Origin of the sequence: Desulfoferula mesophila, assembly GCF_037076455.1 — a bacterium.
GTDB classification, from domain to species: Bacteria; Desulfobacterota; Desulfarculia; order Desulfarculales; family Desulfarculaceae; genus Desulfoferula; species Desulfoferula mesophila.
The window spans coordinates 281,030-297,825 of sequence record NZ_AP028679.1; the positions used below are offsets into that span (position 1 = coordinate 281,030).

A 16,796-nucleotide genomic window follows, 5' to 3' on the forward strand; every position below is an offset into this window, starting at 1 on the left:
TAGGGACAGGCTAGGTGGAGCCTTTGGTTCACCATTAATCAAAGCATGTGAGGCTTAATCATGAAATTTGTAGGGTTGCCTCCCTTTGACCATCAGCCGCGCCCCTATGCCGGACCGTCCTCTAGTGAGGTCCTCGCACTGCGCCAACGCTATCTTTCACCGGCGATAATGACCTATTACAAAAAGCCCGTGATGATAGTGGAGGGCTCAATGCAATACCTCTACGACGATACGGGTAAGCGGTACCTTGACGGCTTCGCAGGTATTGTCACCGTTTGCGCAGGTCACTGTCATCCCTACATCACCCAAAAAGTAATTGAACAGCTACGGACCTTACAACACACGACCACTATCTACTTGCACCCTACCATTGCCGAATACGCAAAGATGCTGACCGAACGCCTTCCTGGAGATCTTTCCGTTTGCTACTTCGTGAACTCCGGTTCCGAGGCCAATGATTTAGCCTTAATGATGGCTCGTCTATATACCGGCAATTATGAAACGATCGCATTGCGTAACGGTTACCACGGCGGCGCCGGCGCCTCGATGGGCCTTACCTCACACAGCACCTGGAAATATAACTATCCGCATGGGCAGGGTATTCATCATGCTATGGCTCCTGACTGTTACAGAGGGCCCTATGGCTACGATGATCTGCAAGCCGGAGCCAAATATGCCTCGGATGTGGGAGATCTGATCTCCATGGCCACTCCGGGTGCGGTGGCGGCCTTCATTGCAGAAACCATTCAAGGCGTGGGAGGCACTGTACCTCTACCTTCTGGTTATCTAAAAAATGTTTATGAGCAAGTGCGTAATGCTGGTGGCCTGTGCATCGCGGATGAAGTGCAGACTGGTTTTGGCCGCACTGGAGAGCATTACTGGGGTTTTGAGGCGCAAGATGTGATTCCAGACATCGTGACCATGGCTAAGGGTATCGGCAATGGTTTGCCTCTAGCGGCGGTGGTGACCACCCAGGAAATATCCCAAGCCTTGGCCCAGCGCATCCATTTCAACACCTTTGGTGGCAACCCAGTATCCTGCGCGGCGGGCAAGGCGGTGCTTGAGGTGGTGGATATGGAAAACCTACAGCAACGCTGCGCCCAGATGGGTGACCTTGTGTTTGCAGGTTTGAAGGAACTGATGGGGCGATATGAACTCATCGGCGATGTGCGGGGGCGGGGGCTCATGATCGGCGTTGAGTTGGTTGAGAACCGTGAGAGCAAAGAGCCGGCCACGGCCAAATGTGCCCAGGTGCTTGAGCGGGCCAAAGAACTTGGGCTATTGATCGGCAAGGGCGGCTTTTACGGCAACGTCCTTAGAATCAAACCCCCCATGTGCATTACAGAGGCCGATGTTGATTTCATGTTGGCGGCATTGGATCTATCCTTTTCTGAACTGTAGGTAAAGAACGGGGGGCCATGCCGACTAGCTCCCAATATCGAGTTAAGATTTTGGAGCGAGATGCCCTCCCTGACCTGCCCCACTTCACCCGGTCCAGATTTTAAGTTAGGATTTTGAGCCACTAGCCTCGAAATCAAGAGAATTGCGGATTTGGTCCTGTGACCTGCTTCCCGTAAACTGGTCCATGTCGGATGAGAAAATCTTCATAATTCTCATTTGACCAGGAAGACCGTATGAAGCGCAGGAGGTACACCGAGCCCCAGATCGTTTTTGCCCTGCAGCAGGCTGACAGCGGCACCCCGGTGGCGGAGATCGTGCGCAAGATGGGGGTTAGCGAGGCCACCTTTTACCGCTGGAAGAAGAAATTCGCGGGCATGGGCGTGGCGGAGATCAGGCGCCTGAAGCAGCTTGAGGAAGAAAACCGCAAGCTCAAGCAGCTGGTGGCTGACTTGAGCCTGGACAAGGCCATGCTGCAGGACGTCATAAAAAGAAAACTATGAAGCCTGTCCGCAAGCGAGCTCTGGCCGGTTATTTGGAGAAGGTATTCGGGGTCAGTGAGCGGCGGGCCTGCCAGGTGCTCAAATTTGCCCGCTCCAGCCACCGGTACCAGAGTATTGCGGACAGGCAGAACGAATTGCGCATGCGGCTGAGGGACCTGGCCGCGGTCCGGGTCAGCTATGGCTACCGACGCCTGCATGTGCTCCTGAGGCGGGAAGGCTGGCTGGTCAACGCCAAGCGGGTTTACCGCCTTTATACCGAGGAGGGGCTGACCATGCGCCGCAAGCGCCCCCGGCGCCGGGTGAGCGCGGCCCGCCGGGTGGTCAGCCAGCCAAAGCCCAAGAGGAGCAACGAGAGCTGGTCTATGGACTTTGTGTCCGATCAGCTTTATTCTGGGCATCAGCTCCGGGTGCTTACGATAGTGGACAACTTTAGTCGTGAGAGCCTTGCTTTGAAGGCTGGCCAGAGCCTACGGGGCGATGATGTAGTGGCAGTGCTCAATCAGCTGGTCGCTGAACGCGGAGCCCCTAAATCCATCAAAGTGGACAACGGGAGCGAATTCACCTCCAAGGTGCTCGATCAGTGGGCTTACTGGAACAAGGTGGAGCTTGACTTCAGTCGCCCAGGAAAGCCCACGGACAACCCATTTATCGAGTCATTTAACGGACGTCTTCGGGAGGAGTGCTTAAACGAAAACTGGTTTGTGTCGGTGGTGGATGCCCAGGACAAGCTGGACACCTGGCGGCTGGATTACAACCAACATCGGCCACACAGCTCCCTGGGTAACATGACCCCGGAGGCCTATGCCAAACAGATGGGATCTGCCCCCTGCATGGCCTCCCCCAGGCCTCCATCTCCAAGGAAGCAAACCTGGGAATCTCTCATCCCACCTGGACCCGAAACGGGTAGCACCTCAAAACCTGGGAATCTCTCATCCCACCTGGACCCGAAACGGGTAGCACCTCAGTTTTCCAGACGCAGGGACCGCACCTCGCCGCTGGTGGCCTGGCGCTTGGTGTCGCCCATCAGGCGACGCTTGCCGGCCTCCAGAAACTCCTTGCTCCAGCTGTAATAGAGATTGGGAGCTATGCCCTCACGACGGCAGAGCTCGGCGATGCTTTCCTCGCCCCTAAGAACCTCCAAAACGATCCGAATCTTCTCCTCGGACGAGTACTTCCTGCGGGTCTTCCTCCGAATCTCCCGGACCTTGCCTTCCAATCCTTCAATCTGGCTCATGGCTCACTCCTTTGGGTGCCGATTCTACCCAGGAGTATCCATTAGCTAAAACAACAAATCTGTCTCAGAGGCTCTGACACCAAACAAGGATTTCCTGGACGCGGTGCGAAAATTCGAGCCGGACATCATCGGCATCTCCTCCCTGCTCACCTCTTCCTACGAAAACCTGCGTGACACCATCACCGTGCTGCGCGAGGCCATGGCCGAAAAGGGCCTCAAGGTGCCGGTGGTGATCGGCGGGGGCATGTCCGACAAGAAGGTCAGTGATTTCGTGGGCGCGGACTACTGGGCTCCGGACGCGGTGCAGGGGGTGCGGCTGTGCAAGGAGATAGTGGACGCGGCCGGGTGACAAGGACGGTACGCCCAAGCAAGCGGTGGTAGGGCGCCGCTTGCGCCCCGGCCTTCCACCTCGGTTATAGGCCAGGGCGACTTATACGATTTTAAAAAATTATTCGATCCTTCAGAAAAAACCTCAAACCTGTCCCCAGGGCTGTGACTACAAGCGCCATTGGTCGGCGGCCGGTCATAAAGCCTCAAATAAGTTTTTGTTATTAATTACTAAAAAGGGAAGGGCCCGGCAGGGGGGGGCAGGTCAGAGCGCTGGGGACGACGCCAAGCCTCTTTGAATCCCGGTGGAGTTCGTCCACATATTTTCCTGCCAAAGCGAGGTGCGGGAAATCACGCATCTTTAGCTGGGGGCGGTACAACGAGTAGCGCCCCCACGAGTCCCTCGCCAACCCGACCCCAGTCGAATACCTCCCCCTAAATTCACCCGAAGTTTCTCCTGTTGACCGGCCCGAATCTTGGGAAGTTTACAACGGCTCGGAGCCGTGCCCGTTTTTTGTTTGCACGAACAGAGCAGGCGCTGGGGGCGCCGGTGTTGGGCCATGGCTCGCCCCGAGCCGGTCCGGGCCGGTAATGTGGCCTTTTTTCACCGAGTAAGCGATTCCGGGGGGTGGTCCCCAGCCTTGACAGCCTTGGCGTCAAATGTTAAGTGTACGAATATTTCGTGTTCAAAATATTTTCGGCGCGAATTGCCTGGGGCGCCTGGGGCCAGGCCCCGAGACTGCGGTTTTTCGTAAGAGGAGCCAAGCAGGGCCGATGGCCATAGACGAAAACATCCTGCGCTCCATCCGGCGCATCATCCGTGCGACGGACCTGCAAAGCCGCCGCCTGGCCAGCGAGCATCGCCTGACCACGCCCCAGTTGCTGTGCCTGCGCCTGTTGGCCCAGGAAGGGCCCCTGACCCCCGGGTCCATGGCCAAGGAAATGTATTTGAGCCAGGCCACCGTGACCGGCATTTTGGACCGCCTGGAAAGGCGGGGTCTGGTGGAGCGCCGCCGCGACCAAAGCGACCGCCGTAAGGTGAGTATCCACCTCACTCCTGGAGGCGATGACGCGATCAAGCGGGCGCCACGGCCCCTGCACGAGCGCTTTGCCGCCGGGTTGGAAACCTTGTCTCCCGCCGAGAGGGACGACATCGACCGGGTGCTGGCCAAGGTGGTGGAATTGATGGAGGCCCGCGACGTGGACGCCGCGCCCCTGATCGCACCCGGAGACCTGGGCGCTCCGGTGAAAACGCCGCGCAACGAGGACTAGCCGAAAGCGAGCCTAAGCTTATTCGTCATGCACGTTAGCGAACCAGCATATCCTCTCTGTCCCCAGGGCCGTCCTGGGGACAAGGTCTTTGGCGGGTGCTATTCCTGGCGCTTCACCTGGGCCGGCAGCACCTATCTAATCATCGACTGATCATCCCCCGTTCGCTTCCAAACGACCCTGTAAGGGCCGTCCTTAACTCATTTCGTCTTTAATCCGGGAAAAGAGCGTTGGCTATGCCTGCGAAAATCGCTATTGAAAAACTTTTCAAAATCTTTGGGGAACACCCCAGCCGGGCCTTTCCCTTGCTGGAAAAGGGCGCCGGCAAGGAAGAGATCTACAAGGAGACCGGCCAGGCGGTGGGTTTGGCCGATGTCTCCTTCGAAGTGACCGAGGGGGAAATCCTGGTGGTCATGGGCCTGTCGGGCAGCGGCAAGTCCACCCTGATCCGCTGCGTAAACCGCCTCATCGAGCCCACCCTGGGCCAGATAAAGGTGGACGGCCAGGACATAACCAAGCTGGACCACCAGGAGCTGTTGGAAGTGCGCCGCAAGAAGTTCGGCATGGTGTTCCAGAACTTCGCCCTGTTTCCCCACCGTAGCGTGCTGGCCAACGCCGAATACGGCCTGGAAATCCAGGGCGTGGACCCCGAGCAACGGGCCCAGGCGGCCAGGACGGCCCTGAAGCAGGTAGGCCTGGAAGGCTGGGAAGAGGCCACGCCGGAACAGCTCTCCGGCGGCATGCAGCAGCGGGTGGGCCTGGCTCGCGCCCTGGCGGTGGACCCGGACATCCTGCTCATGGACGAGGCCTTCAGCGCCCTGGACCCGCTGATCCGCCGCGACATGCAGCACGAACTCATCGGGCTGCAGGCCACGGTCAAGAAAACCATCATGTTCATCACCCACGACCTGGACGAGGCGCTCAAGATCGGCGACCGCATCGTGTTGATGAAGGACGGGCGGGTGGTGCAGGTGGGCACCCCGGAGGACATCCTCACCAATCCGGCCACCCGCTACGTGGAAAAGTTCGTGGAGGACGTGGACATGTCCAAGGTCCTCACCGCCGAGTCGGTGATGGTCAAGGCGCGGGTGGTGGCCTTCCCCGGCGACGGCCCGCGCACCGTCCTGCACAAGATGAAGGACGAGGGCATCTCCAGCATCTTCGTGGTCAGCTCCGACTACCACCTGCTGGGCTACCTCACCGCGGACCAGGCCGCCGAAGCCATCAAGCTAGGCCAGAAGCACATCAAGGACCTGATAAAGCCGGTGCCCGAGGTGGTGCGCCAGGACGAGCCGGTGAACCAGATGTTCCCGGTGATGGCCGAGACCACCCTGCCGGTGCCGGTGTTGGACCAGCAAGACAAGCTCATGGGCGTGGTGGTCAGGGGTTCGCTCCTGGCCGGCCTGGCCGAAGGAGGCATTGAGCAATGAACATGCCCCTACCCCGCATACCCTTGGCCGAAATGATCGACCAGGGCCTGGAATGGCTCACCGATCACTTCGCCTTTATCACCAAGGCCCTCAGCAAGCTGACCGAGGTGGGCCTGGACGCCATGGTGGCCGGCCTGATGTGGCTGCCACCCTGGCTGACCATCATCCTGCTGGGGGCCCTGGCCTGGTGGCTGGCCGGGCGCAAGGTGGCCATCTTCACCGCCGTCGGCCTGGCCTTCATCTGGAACCTGGGCCTTTGGGGCCCCACCATGCAGACCCTGTCGCTGGTGCTCATCGCCACCGGCGTGGCGGTGGCCATCGGCCTGCCCCTGGGGGTGTTGGCCGCCTTGTACAAGGGCTTCTACCGGGTGATCATGCCGATCCTGGACTTCATGCAGACCATGCCCGCCTTCGTCTACCTGATCCCGGCCATCCCCTTCTTCGGCCTGGGTCCGGTGTCGGCCATCTTCTCCACGGTCATCTTCGCCATGCCCCCGGCCATCCGTCTGGCCTGTCTGGGCATCAAGCAGGTGCCCGAGGATCTCATCGAGGCGGCGGACGCCTTCGGCTCCACCAAGGGCCAGAAGCTGTTCAAGCTGCAACTGCCCCTGGCCAAGACCACCATCATGGCCGGGGTGAACCAGACCATCATGCTCAGCCTGTCCATGGTGGTCATCGCCGCCATGATCGGGGCCAAGGGCCTGGGCGGCGAGGTCTGGAAGGCCATCCAGCGCCTGGAGCCGGGCATGGGTTTCGAGGCCGGCCTGGCGGTGGTGATCCTGGCCATGATTTTGGATCGAATCACCCAAGCCTTGGGTGGCAAGCAAAAAGTGTAATCAGGAGGTTTTCATGACGCGAAGCAAACTTTGGCGAATTCTATTGTCCACCGTCCTGGTCTCCGGACTGCTCCTGGGCCTGTGCGGTCCGGCCGCGGCCGGCGACAAGGGCAAGGTGGACCTTATCTACGTGGAGTGGTCCAGCGAAGTGGCCAGCACCAACGTGGTCAAGGCGGTGCTGGAAAATATGGGCTACGACGTGGAGCTTACCCCGGTTAGCGCCGCGGCCATGTGGCAGGGCGTGGCCTCGGGCGACGCCGACGGCCTGGTGGCCGCCTGGCTGCCCACCACCCACGGCCACTACCTCAAGAAGGTAGAGGGCAAGGTGGTGGACCTGGGCCCCAACCTGGTGGGCACCAAGATCGGCTGGGTGGTGCCGGATTACGTGACCATCGACTCCATCGCCCAACTCAACGCCAACGCCGCCAAGTTCGACGGCAAGATCATCGGCATCGACCCCGGGGCGGGCCTGATGAGCAAGTCCGAGAAGGCCATGAAGGCCTACGACCTGAGCAAGTTCGAGCTGATGGACGGTAGCGGGGCCACCATGACCGCCGCCCTGGCCGACGCCATCAAGAACCACAAATGGATCGTGGTCACCGGCTGGACCCCCCACTGGATGTTCGCCCGCTGGAAGCTCAAGTACCTCAAGGACCCCAAAGACATCTTCGGCGGCGAGGAAGAGATCCACACCATCGTGCGCAAGGGCCTCAAGAAGGACAAGCCCGAGGTCTACTACGTGCTGGATCACTTCAAGTGGACCCCCGAGGACATGGCCGAGGTCATGGTCTGGAACACCGAAAAGGGAGCCAGCCCCTACAAGAACGCCCAACGCTGGGTGAAAGAGAACCCGGACAAGGTCAAGAAGTGGCTGCCCCCGAGCAAGTAAACCTTTAAGCCGCGGGGCTGTCCGGCCCGCTGCCTACCTGGGCCGGATGGGGTAGCCCCGCGGGGATATCACGAAGAAATCGGCATCACGAGGAAGAGGGAAAGGAGACTGGTTAACAACATGCGCAAACTGAGCCTGGTCTTGGGCTTGTGCGTGAGCTTGGTCGCGGCCGGCGCCGCGACCGCCTGGGCCGCGTCCAACGAGAACGCGGACGTGCAGATGCTCATGCAGGAGGTCAAGGCCCTCAAAGCCAAGCTGGCCGAGATGGACCAGCTGAAAAAGCAGGTGGCCGAGCTGGAGAAAAAGCTCGGCGAGAGCAACAAAAAGCAGGAAAAGCTGGCCGAGCGCTCTGCCCGGACCGAGGAGGTGTTGATCACCAAGGCTGAAAAGCCCAGCATCAACATCGGCGGCGCGTTGCGTTTCAACTACCGCGACTCCAGTTTTAACGACGCGCAGAAAGCCAAGGGCGGCGACGGACTGTTCGACATCTTCCGCCTGAACGTGGACGGCAAGTACAACGATCTGATCATCAGCGCCGAGTATCGCTGGTATTCCTACATGAACGTCATCCACCACGGCTGGATCGGCTACGACTTCACCGAGAACACCCAGGGCCAGGTGGGCGTCACCAAGGTGCCCTTCGGCCTGCTGCCCTACGCCAGCCACAACTACTGGTTCGGCGTGCCCTACTACCTGGGCCTGGCCGACGACTACGACATGGGCGCCAAGCTCAAATACACCCCCGGTCCCTGGGACCTGCGCTTCGCCTTCTTCAAGAACGGCGAGTGGGGCAGCCCCAGCGACCTGGACCGCTACTCGTTTGACGTGGTCACCGTGGGCGACCAGCAGAACGAGGAGACCAACACCATCAACGCCCGCGTGGCCTACACCTTCAAGCCGGCCAAGGACACCAGCATCGAGGTGGGCGTGAGCGGCTTGGTGGGCCAGTTGTACAACAACACCACCGACGGCTTCGGCACCCGCTGGGCCGCCGGTCCCCACGCCAAGGCCCAGTTCGGTCCCTTCGGGGTGGAGGCGGAGGCCATCTGGTATCAGTACGATCCCAACAACCCCGCCGGGATCAGCGACGACACCGTGCTTCTGGGCGCCTTCGGCAGCTCCTATCTGGTGGCCAGCGAGGCCACGGTGCTGGTGGGCAACCTGAGCTACGACGTGCCGGTTGAGTGGGGCCCGGTCACCGGCCTGCAGTTCTACAACGACTTCAGCACCAGCCTGAAGGACCAGAGCGGCTGGGCGGACTCCTACATCAACACCCTGGGTTGCCTGATCTCCTCGGGCCCGGTCTACACCTATGTGGACCTGGTCATGGGCAAGAACATGGTGTGGCTGGGCGGGCCCAGCGACGCCCTGGCCCAGGGCGATCCCGACGCGGAGTGGACCGCCATGTTCAACGTCAACGTGGGCTATTATTTCTAAGCCCGCCTCACGTTCCGCGAACCAAGACCGGGGCCAGATGGCCCCGGTCTTTTTTTATGGCCTCGAGCGCCCCGAGGCAGGCCAAAGGCGCCGGTCCGCTCGGGACGATATCCAAGGTTGGCGGGAGGCAAAGACTCCCTTGCCAAGGAGATCGTTTGAGTCGCATAATTAACCAATTGACATAACTGGAGGAGTAAACCGTGGACAGCAAAAAGCAGTATCAAGAACCCGAGCTGACCGAGCACCAGAGCCTGCAGGAAATCACCGCCCAGGTCGCACCGTCGAATACTTAATAGAGACGCCTGGACAATAGCCAGGAACCGGAATCAACCACCCTGGGGGGGCGCCGCGCCCCCCCAAGGCATTACTACGCCCTCTCCCAAGCCTTTGCCAGCCGCCCGGTGGCAATCCCATCCCACCTAACGAATGAAAGCCGCCTCGCTCAAGCGGTTGACAAACGAACCAGCGCTGGGTTAGGGTGGCTTAGTATCACCTAATATAACTAGGTGTATACGGCGTAAAACCGAGGGGCTTGATCCCAACCCTGACCACTTCTTGCTCGCTCATCCCATCCTGTGTTTCCACCATGCCCGGTGTCCCTCGCCAACGGGACTGCTATACACGCACGACCGGCGTGTTTTCGAAAATTGAAATAGTGGGTCCACAGGAGCGCATTTTAAGGCACTAGCCGAAAAACAGCGGTATCCCGCCCGATCCATCATCTGAGAAACCTCCATCATGGCCAGGCGCCGGTTCCGGACGCCTGGCGGACGCGGCGGGGAGTCGCCAGGAAGGAGGTTCCCCGATCATGTCTTCCCCACGAAACTCGCTTGTACGTTTGGTGATTTTGCTGGCGGTTTGCGGGCTGCTCATGGGGTCGGCGGGCCTGGTGGCGGCCAAGAGCGCCACCAAGCAACAGATGAACGCCGACCAACAAATGGCGGCCTATGAACTCTACCAGCAGAAATGCCTGTCCTGCCACGACTCCATCGCCGATCCGGAGCGTCCCGGCAAGACCCGGGACGGCTGGACCGTGGTGGTGCGCTACATGAACGATCATTACGTGCAGCTCACCGACCAGCAGGCCGACCAGATCATCAACCTGCTCTACGCCCTGCGCAAGGGACTGGAAAAGGACCCGGGATAAACGGCGCCCCGTAGCGCCGGATGAAATTCGGAACGCGCCCGATCATTTTAATGGAGGGATACAAGATGAAGCGTAGAGATTTTCTCAAGGGCATGGCCGTGACCGGAGCCGCCGCCGGGGTGAGCGGAGGCCTGGGTCTGTTGCCCAAGAGCGCCGAGGCCGCCGACAAGGTGGATTTCGGGCACGTCAAGGGCCTCAAGGTGGAGGTGCTCAGCGAAACCAGTTGGTTCGACAACGCCGTTTTCAAAAAGGACCTCATGGACTACGGCGGAGCCATGACCAACCAGTACAAGATACCTTGGCACTGGGACAACGCCGGCGGTTACATGACCAAGATCACGGTCTATCCCCTGGAGGGTGATCCCAAGATATTTTTGATGGACACCGGGTGGAACAACGGCTGGGTGGACTACATCTACGACGAGAAGAGCGACATGGGCAAGCTCTTGACCTCCAAGCAGGTGGACACCATGATCCTCTCCCACTGGCACCTGGACCATTACTGGGGCGTCGAGTCCACCCTCAAGCGCAACCCCAAGATCACCATGTACGCCCCCAAGACCTACTACCCCGAGGACATGGCGCTCCTTAAGGGCGGCAAGAACGTGGCCAAGACCAAGGACGGCAAGGAGGTGGTGATCAACCAGAACAAGGTGCCCCACCAGGGCAAGCTGGTGCTCACCGCCCCGGAGGGAGAGAAGGGCACCGGGGTCTACCAGCTCATGCCCGGTGTGGCCTTGAAGATGTACGACGTACCCATCCTGCTAAGGGTGCGCGGCGAAAACGTGATGTACTTCAACGTCAAGGACAAGGGCATCGTCACGGTGACCGGCTGCTGTCACCCCGGCATCCTCACCCTGAACGCCTGGGCCCGGCGCAACGTGAAGGACTATCAGCCCTACGGCTGCTACGGCGGGCTGCACATCACCCTGTTCGAGACCTGGGACCCCAAGTTCGACGACATCATCAAGGGGGTGAAAGCCTTCAAGCTGAAGAAGGTGGGCTGCAACCACTGCACCGGCTGGATCTGGGCCGAGAAGGCCGCCGAAGCCGGGGTGCCCATCGTCAAGGGCACCAACAAATTCAAGACCTACAAGCGCACCTCTTCCGTGGCCAAGGACAGCAACGCCTTCTTGACCAACGGCGACACGGTAAAGTTCTAAGCGCCCAACCCCAAGCCAGGGGAGCGGGCCGGACGGCCCGTGGGCCCGCTCCCGGCCCTTATCCACGGGCCCGTTCTCCAAGGTCCAACCCATGGCAGGGGGTGAAACCATGTCCGATGGCCGCGTAAACGGCGCCAAGTTCAACTATATCCTCGGCCTGATAAACCTGGCCGTGGTCTTCTGCATCGTCTGGTTGCTCTGGTACGTATTCATGCACGCCGACGGGGTGATGAGGCTCTACACCCCCATGTACGGCTTCTCGCTGGTGGCGGTCCTCTTGTCCGCGGTGATTCTGATCAGTCAGGTGCTGGGCTGGCCGGCCGACCCCGCCAAGCCTCTGGCCGCGGGCGCGGCCATCGCCCAGGGCATCCTGGGCGCGGTCCTGTCCCTGGCCGTGATGTTCGTGGTGTACTACCTGGTGTTCTGGCTGTTCATCGGCAAATACGGGGTGGCCTATTTCAGCGTGCCGGCCCTTTTGGCGGCGGGCGGCACCGGGGTGGAGGCCTACAACGTGCAGGAGTGGTCCTCCACCGCCATCCTCTATTTCTCCACCGCCTTCTTGTGGTGGGCCCTGGTGTGGAACCTGGGCTTCGGCCGCTGGCCCTGGCAGGACGACAACCGCTGGGTGGTCGGCTGGTCCCGGGTGTTCGTGGTGAGCTTTTTCTCCATCATCACCTTTGCCCTGCTGTTCCACCCCCACGTGTGCCTGTTGTTCCCCGAGGCCCAGAAGATGGTGGGAGCCAAGCCCTGGTGGGAAGGCTGGGCCGACACCAGCAGCGCCTTCTTCGGCCTGGGAGTGGTGTTGTGCACCCTGTGGTGGGTGGTGTTTTCCGACCTGTTCTGGGAGGGCCGCCCCTGGAGCTGGTTCAACCGCGAAGGCGAGGGCAACCTGCTCAAGGGGGTGATCACCTTCCTGGCCACCCTGGCCATGGGCCTGATCACCGTCTACATCCTGACCGCCATTTTCAACGCCATCTGGATGGAGCCCTACGTGGGCGGGCAATACACCGACGGCCCGGACTGGCGCTTCATCCACATGGGCGAGGTGGCGGGCTTCTGCGTGTTGTTCGCCTTTATCTGGAAATACTATTTCAACAACTGGCCCAACGGCCTGCCCCTGCTGCTGCGCGGCATAATCCGCACGATCATCGGAGTGGCCGGCGGCATGCTCATCTACTGGTTCTATTATTCCTCCCTGAGCAGGGCGGTGTTGGGCAAGGTGCCCGGCTGGGCCCAGCCCGGCGATTCGCCCCTGGTGTGGACCCTGCTGTTCCTGACGGTGGTGCTGATCCAGGGACAGTTTTTCCACAACTGGCCCCTGCGTTCGGCGGGGCGGGAGGAGGGGGCCTAGCGCCCGCTCCATGACAAGGAGGGCAAGTGGCTGATCAGAGCCGACGCGGCTTTTTCCGGGACCTCTTGCGCCAGGGGGCCAAGACCGTGGCCGCCTTCAACGAGGGCCGGGAAGAGATGCGCCTACGCCAGGAGCGCGAGGCCTTTTTCAGCTCCTACGAGTCCAGCTACGCCATGACCCTGTGCGAGGACGAGGTGCTCATGGATTCGGCCCGCATGGCCGGCATCGAAACCGAAGGCCGCGACCGCCTGGAGATCGCCAAGGAGCTGTTCGACCGGCAAGGGGATTTTTAGGCCGCTTTGGAAAACACGCTACGCAATATGGTGGACGCCCTGTGGCTCTCGGCCACCTGGGTGGAGCGCCTGCGGCGCGAATTGGGCCTGGCCGGCATGCACCAGGTGTGGGGGGACCGCCCCGCCTGGTATGTGTGGACCAGCGACGCGCCGGGGGCCTATGGCCTGGAGCTGCTGCACGCCGAAGGGGAGGGCGGCCTGGTGCGCGGCCTGCTGGGCATCAAATACTACCCCTCGCCGAGCGAAGACCTGAGGGCGGCTTTTTCCCAGGAAGAACGAGATACCGTGGCGGGGGTGCGCTTCGATCCCAGCGGCACCCCCGCCTTCGAGGCCAGGGACGAGATTCCCGCCCACCTGTTCCAGGTGGGGGCCTTGGAGATCGTCGGCGACCTGGAGCGCAACTGGTGCGGTTTCAGCCTGGCGGCCTTGAGCGCCTGCCGCAAGGTGGGCCCGGACGGCGGCCTGCTGCGCCGGCCGCCCGGCTGGCGGCTTAGCCACGTCCTGTTCGCCAAGCTGTTGGGCCTGCACGCCTACGCCAGCAAGCACACCCCGGTGCTGGCCGCCTTCAGCCAAGAGCCGGGCCTGGAGCTGGCCCCGGCCCCTGGGGGATGCGATGAGGCCCGGCCCTGCGCCCTGAACCAAGCCTACGGCCTCGGGGTGCTCTTCGGCCCCGAGCCGGGGAATCTCCCCTTGAGCCGGGAGGCCTGGCTGGAGTTGCTGCCCGAGGTTTCGCCGGGGGGCCATCGCTGGGAAAAGGCCTTTGCCTGCCGCCACTACCACCCCTGGGAGGCGGCGGTGGACGGCCGTCCGGCGCTCGATCCCCAGTGGTGGCGCCTGGCCCAAGTGGGCTACACCTCCGAGCTGGCCTCGGCCTGCGGCTGCGCCCACTGCTGATCCCCGTCACCCCCGCTCATCCTCTACCAAGGTTCGGCCGCGCCGGGCCAGGCGGCGAAGAGCCCTGGGCGTCACCGTCCGGCCTGGATCAAATACTCATTTGACCAAATCCCATCCTCTTTATAGAGTTGAGGCCTGACGGGAGCCGGTGGGCGGCTCCGGGCCATGTGTGTTTCAACCAGCCAAGGTGCGGCAATATGCAGTTCATCGACCTGAAGGCGCAGCAGCAGCTGATTCGCCAAAAAATAGAGGACAACATCAAGCGGGTGCTGGACCATGGCCGCTACATCATGGGCCCGGAGATCGCCGAGTTGGAGACCAGGCTGGCCGCCTATGTGGGCACGAATAACGCCCTGGGCTGCGCCTCGGGCACCGACGCCCTGGTGCTGTCCCTCCTGGCACTGGAGATAGGCCCCGGCGACGCGGTGTTCACCAGCCCCTTCACCTTCTTCGCCACCGGCGAGGTCATCGCCTTGCTGGGGGCCACCCCGATCTTCGTGGACATCGATCCGGTCACCTTCAACCTGGACCCGGCCTTGCTGGCTCCGGCCATCCGGGCGGTGAAGGAGCGCGGCGACCTGGAGCCCAAGGTGGTCATGCCGGTGGATATCTTTGGCCTGCCCGCCGACTACGCGGCCATAAACAAGGTGGCGGCCGAGCACGGCTTGGCGGTGGTGGAGGACGCGGCCCAGGCCATGGGCGGCGAGTACCACGGCAAGAAGGCCTGCTCCCTGGGCACTCTGGGCTGCACTTCCTTTTTCCCGGCCAAGCCCCTGGGCGGCTACGGCGACGGGGGAATGGTCTTTTGCGACGACGAGGGGCTGGACCGCCTGTTGCGCTCGCTGAGGGTGCACGGCCAGGGCGAGGACAAGTACGACAACGTGCGCCTGGGCATCAACGGCCGCCTGGACACCCTCCAGGCAGCGGTGCTCCTGGCCAAGCTGGAGCTGTTACCCGACGAGCTGGCCCAGCGCCAGCAGGTGGCCGGGCGCTACGCCGCGCTGATCGCGGACTCGGGCGCCGCCCTCACCGCGCCCCGGGTGCCCGACGGCTACGTGTCGGCCTGGGCCCAGTACTCGGTGCTGGCCGAGAGCGAGGCGGCCCGGAGCGAGTTCCTTGGCCGTCTGCAGGGCGCGGGCATCCCCAGCGCCGTCTATTATCCCCGGCCGTTGCATCTGCAGACCGCCTTCGCCTACCTGGGCCACCAGCCGGGCGATTTCCCCCACAGCGAGGCGGCGGGCCAACGCATCTTCAGCCTGCCCATGCACCCCTACCTGGCCCTGGAGGACCAGGAAAAGATCGTGGCCGTCCTGGCCGGGGCATAGGCTTTCGCCTCCGGCTTCGCCCGCCGGTCGGAGGTTGGAACAAACCTCCTGAGGAGTAAGGACCATGGCCGCGCTGAGCGTGCGCTTCCTGGGCTCCGGCGACGCCTTCGGCCACGGCGGGCGCCTGCAGGCCTGCATCCTGCTGGAGTGGGCCAACCGCCGGGTGCTTTTGGATTGCGGGGCCACGGCTCTGGTTTCCTTGCAGCGCCACGGGGTGGAGCCGGACTCCATCGACGGCATCCTGATCTCCCATCTGCACGGCGACCACTTCGGCGGGCTGCCCTACTTCATCCTGGACGCCCAGCTTCACTCCAAGCGCACCAGGCCCCTGCCGCTGGCCGGGCCCCGGGGCCTGGCCGCGCGCCTGGAGCAGGCCCTGGAGGTGAACTTCCCCGGCTCCAGCCGGGTCCAGCGCAAGTTCACCACCCCCATCACCGAACTGGCGGCCGGCCCGGCCCGTGATTGGTGCGGAATGTCGGTGCGGGCGGCCGAGGGGCTGCACGCCTCGGGCGCGCCGGCCTTGGCCCTGAGGCTGGAGGCGGCGGGCAAGAGCGTGGCCTACACCGGCGACACCCAGTGGGTGGACGGGCTCATGCCCCTGATGGGCGGAGCGGACCTCCTGATCGCCGAAGCCTATTTTTACGAGCGGCCCATCAAGTATCACCTGAGCGCCGCCGACGTGCTCACCCGCCGCGAGGCGCTGGCCCCGGGGCGCCTGGTGTTCACCCACATGGGTCCGGACATGCTGGCCCACGCAGACGAGTTTCCCGGCGAGACGGCGGACGACGGCCTGACCCTGGTGCTTTAGCGGGTCCGAAACCAGCCGCCAAGGGCATATGCACGGAGGCCGCCTCCGGGGGAGCCCCGGCGGCGGCCTCGCAGGTGCGAACCCGAGTGGGCTAGCCGATGATGCGCTGCACCTCGGCCAGTAGTTCCTCGGGCTCGGGGGGCTTTTCGATGTAGCCCTCGGGCTCGGGCACGCTCTGGCCCTTGAACTGGTCCAGGACCTTTTGGGAGTGCAGGAAGGTTTTGCGGGCCAGGCCGCTGATGATCAGCACCGGCACCGAGGCGTATTCGGGGTTGGTCTTGATGTCGCGGTACATCCTGATGCCGCTCTGTTTGGGCATCATCACGTCCAGGGTGACCAGGTCCGGCTTGGTCTCCTGAAACTTCCGCCAGCCCTGCTCGCCGTTTTCCGCCACCAAGGCCTTGTAGCCGTTGCTGTCCAGCAGGGTGGTGATAAAGGTGCGAACGTCCATCTCGTCGTCCACCACCAAAACTCTCTTGGGCATGCTTTCCC

Annotated in this window: 15 protein-coding genes and 2 pseudogenes; 15 read left to right on the forward strand and 2 right to left on the reverse strand. The window is 62.2% G+C overall.

Annotation, left to right across the window (positions count from 1 at the left end):
- Positions 1-60 precede the first annotated feature (60 nt).
- On the forward strand, positions 61-1,401 hold the full coding sequence (locus tag AACH32_RS01300; protein ID WP_338604617.1) for an aspartate aminotransferase family protein: 1,341 nt from the start codon (positions 61-63) through the stop codon (positions 1,399-1,401).
- Between the two features lie 233 nt (positions 1,402-1,634).
- A pseudogene (locus tag AACH32_RS01305) lies at positions 1,635-2,728 on the forward strand (IS3 family transposase); the annotation flags it as partial.
- 140 nt (positions 2,729-2,868) lie between these two features.
- Here AACH32_RS01305 and AACH32_RS01310 read toward each other — a convergent pair.
- A pseudogene (locus tag AACH32_RS01310) lies at positions 2,869-3,135 on the reverse strand (transposase); the annotation flags it as partial.
- 73 nt (positions 3,136-3,208) lie between these two features.
- Between AACH32_RS01310 and AACH32_RS01315 the strand changes: the two are divergent.
- The 13 genes from AACH32_RS01315 to AACH32_RS01375 all read left to right on the forward strand — a co-directional run bounded on the left by AACH32_RS01315 (position 3,209) and on the right by AACH32_RS01375 (position 16,304).
- Positions 3,209-3,484, forward strand: a complete 276-nt coding sequence (locus AACH32_RS01315; protein ID WP_338606642.1) for a cobalamin B12-binding domain-containing protein — start codon at positions 3,209-3,211, stop codon at positions 3,482-3,484.
- A gap of 752 nt (positions 3,485-4,236) precedes the next feature.
- Positions 4,237-4,734 carry a MarR family transcriptional regulator gene (locus tag AACH32_RS01320; RefSeq protein ID WP_338604619.1) on the forward strand — a complete coding sequence of 166 codons (498 nt, stop codon included), beginning with the start codon at positions 4,237-4,239 and terminating at the stop codon, positions 4,732-4,734.
- A 233-nt stretch (positions 4,735-4,967) separates the two neighbouring features.
- On the forward strand, positions 4,968-6,161 hold the full coding sequence (locus AACH32_RS01325; RefSeq protein ID WP_338604622.1) for a quaternary amine ABC transporter ATP-binding protein: 1,194 nt from the start codon (positions 4,968-4,970) through the stop codon (positions 6,159-6,161).
- Positions 6,158-6,997 carry an ABC transporter permease gene (locus tag AACH32_RS01330; protein WP_338604625.1) on the forward strand — a complete coding sequence of 280 codons (840 nt, stop codon included), beginning with the start codon at positions 6,158-6,160 and terminating at the stop codon, positions 6,995-6,997. Before AACH32_RS01325 ends, AACH32_RS01330 begins: the two co-directional genes overlap by 4 nt.
- Positions 6,998-7,010: 13 nt before the next feature.
- Positions 7,011-7,886: a glycine betaine ABC transporter substrate-binding protein gene (locus AACH32_RS01335; RefSeq protein ID WP_338604628.1), complete on the forward strand. Its 876-nt coding sequence runs from the start codon at positions 7,011-7,013 to the stop codon at positions 7,884-7,886.
- Between the two features lie 120 nt (positions 7,887-8,006).
- A complete protein-coding gene (locus tag AACH32_RS01340; protein WP_338604631.1) occupies positions 8,007-9,323 on the forward strand; it encodes a hypothetical protein in 1,317 nt (438 codons plus the stop codon).
- A gap of 808 nt (positions 9,324-10,131) precedes the next feature.
- Entirely contained in the window at positions 10,132-10,470 is a 339-nt protein-coding gene (locus AACH32_RS01345) for a hypothetical protein (protein ID WP_338604634.1), read from the forward strand.
- A 65-nt stretch (positions 10,471-10,535) separates the two neighbouring features.
- On the forward strand, positions 10,536-11,633 hold the full coding sequence (locus tag AACH32_RS01350; protein WP_338604637.1) for an MBL fold metallo-hydrolase: 1,098 nt from the start codon (positions 10,536-10,538) through the stop codon (positions 11,631-11,633).
- A 109-nt stretch (positions 11,634-11,742) separates the two neighbouring features.
- Positions 11,743-12,984, forward strand: a complete 1,242-nt coding sequence (locus AACH32_RS01355) for a hypothetical protein (protein WP_338604640.1) — start codon at positions 11,743-11,745, stop codon at positions 12,982-12,984.
- Between the two features lie 26 nt (positions 12,985-13,010).
- Positions 13,011-13,277, forward strand: a complete 267-nt coding sequence (locus tag AACH32_RS01360) for a hypothetical protein (RefSeq protein WP_338604642.1) — start codon at positions 13,011-13,013, stop codon at positions 13,275-13,277.
- 6 nt (positions 13,278-13,283) lie between these two features.
- Positions 13,284-14,171 (forward strand): hypothetical protein, encoded by an 888-nt coding sequence (locus tag AACH32_RS01365; protein WP_338604644.1) that lies wholly within the window; start codon positions 13,284-13,286, stop codon positions 14,169-14,171.
- 197 nt (positions 14,172-14,368) lie between these two features.
- The gene (locus AACH32_RS01370) at positions 14,369-15,496 is read left to right on the forward strand and encodes a DegT/DnrJ/EryC1/StrS family aminotransferase (RefSeq protein WP_338604647.1); all 1,128 of its coding nucleotides are present in this window, start codon (positions 14,369-14,371) and stop codon (positions 15,494-15,496) included.
- Positions 15,497-15,560: 64 nt separating this feature from the next.
- Complete coding sequence (locus tag AACH32_RS01375; protein ID WP_338604651.1) at positions 15,561-16,304, forward strand: MBL fold metallo-hydrolase; 744 nt, start codon at positions 15,561-15,563, stop codon at positions 16,302-16,304.
- Between the two features lie 91 nt (positions 16,305-16,395).
- On the opposite strand, the gene AACH32_RS01380 is transcribed toward AACH32_RS01375, so the two are convergent.
- Positions 16,396-16,788 (reverse strand): response regulator, encoded by a 393-nt coding sequence (locus AACH32_RS01380; protein WP_338604654.1) that lies wholly within the window; start codon positions 16,786-16,788, stop codon positions 16,396-16,398.
- Positions 16,789-16,796 lie beyond the last annotated feature (8 nt).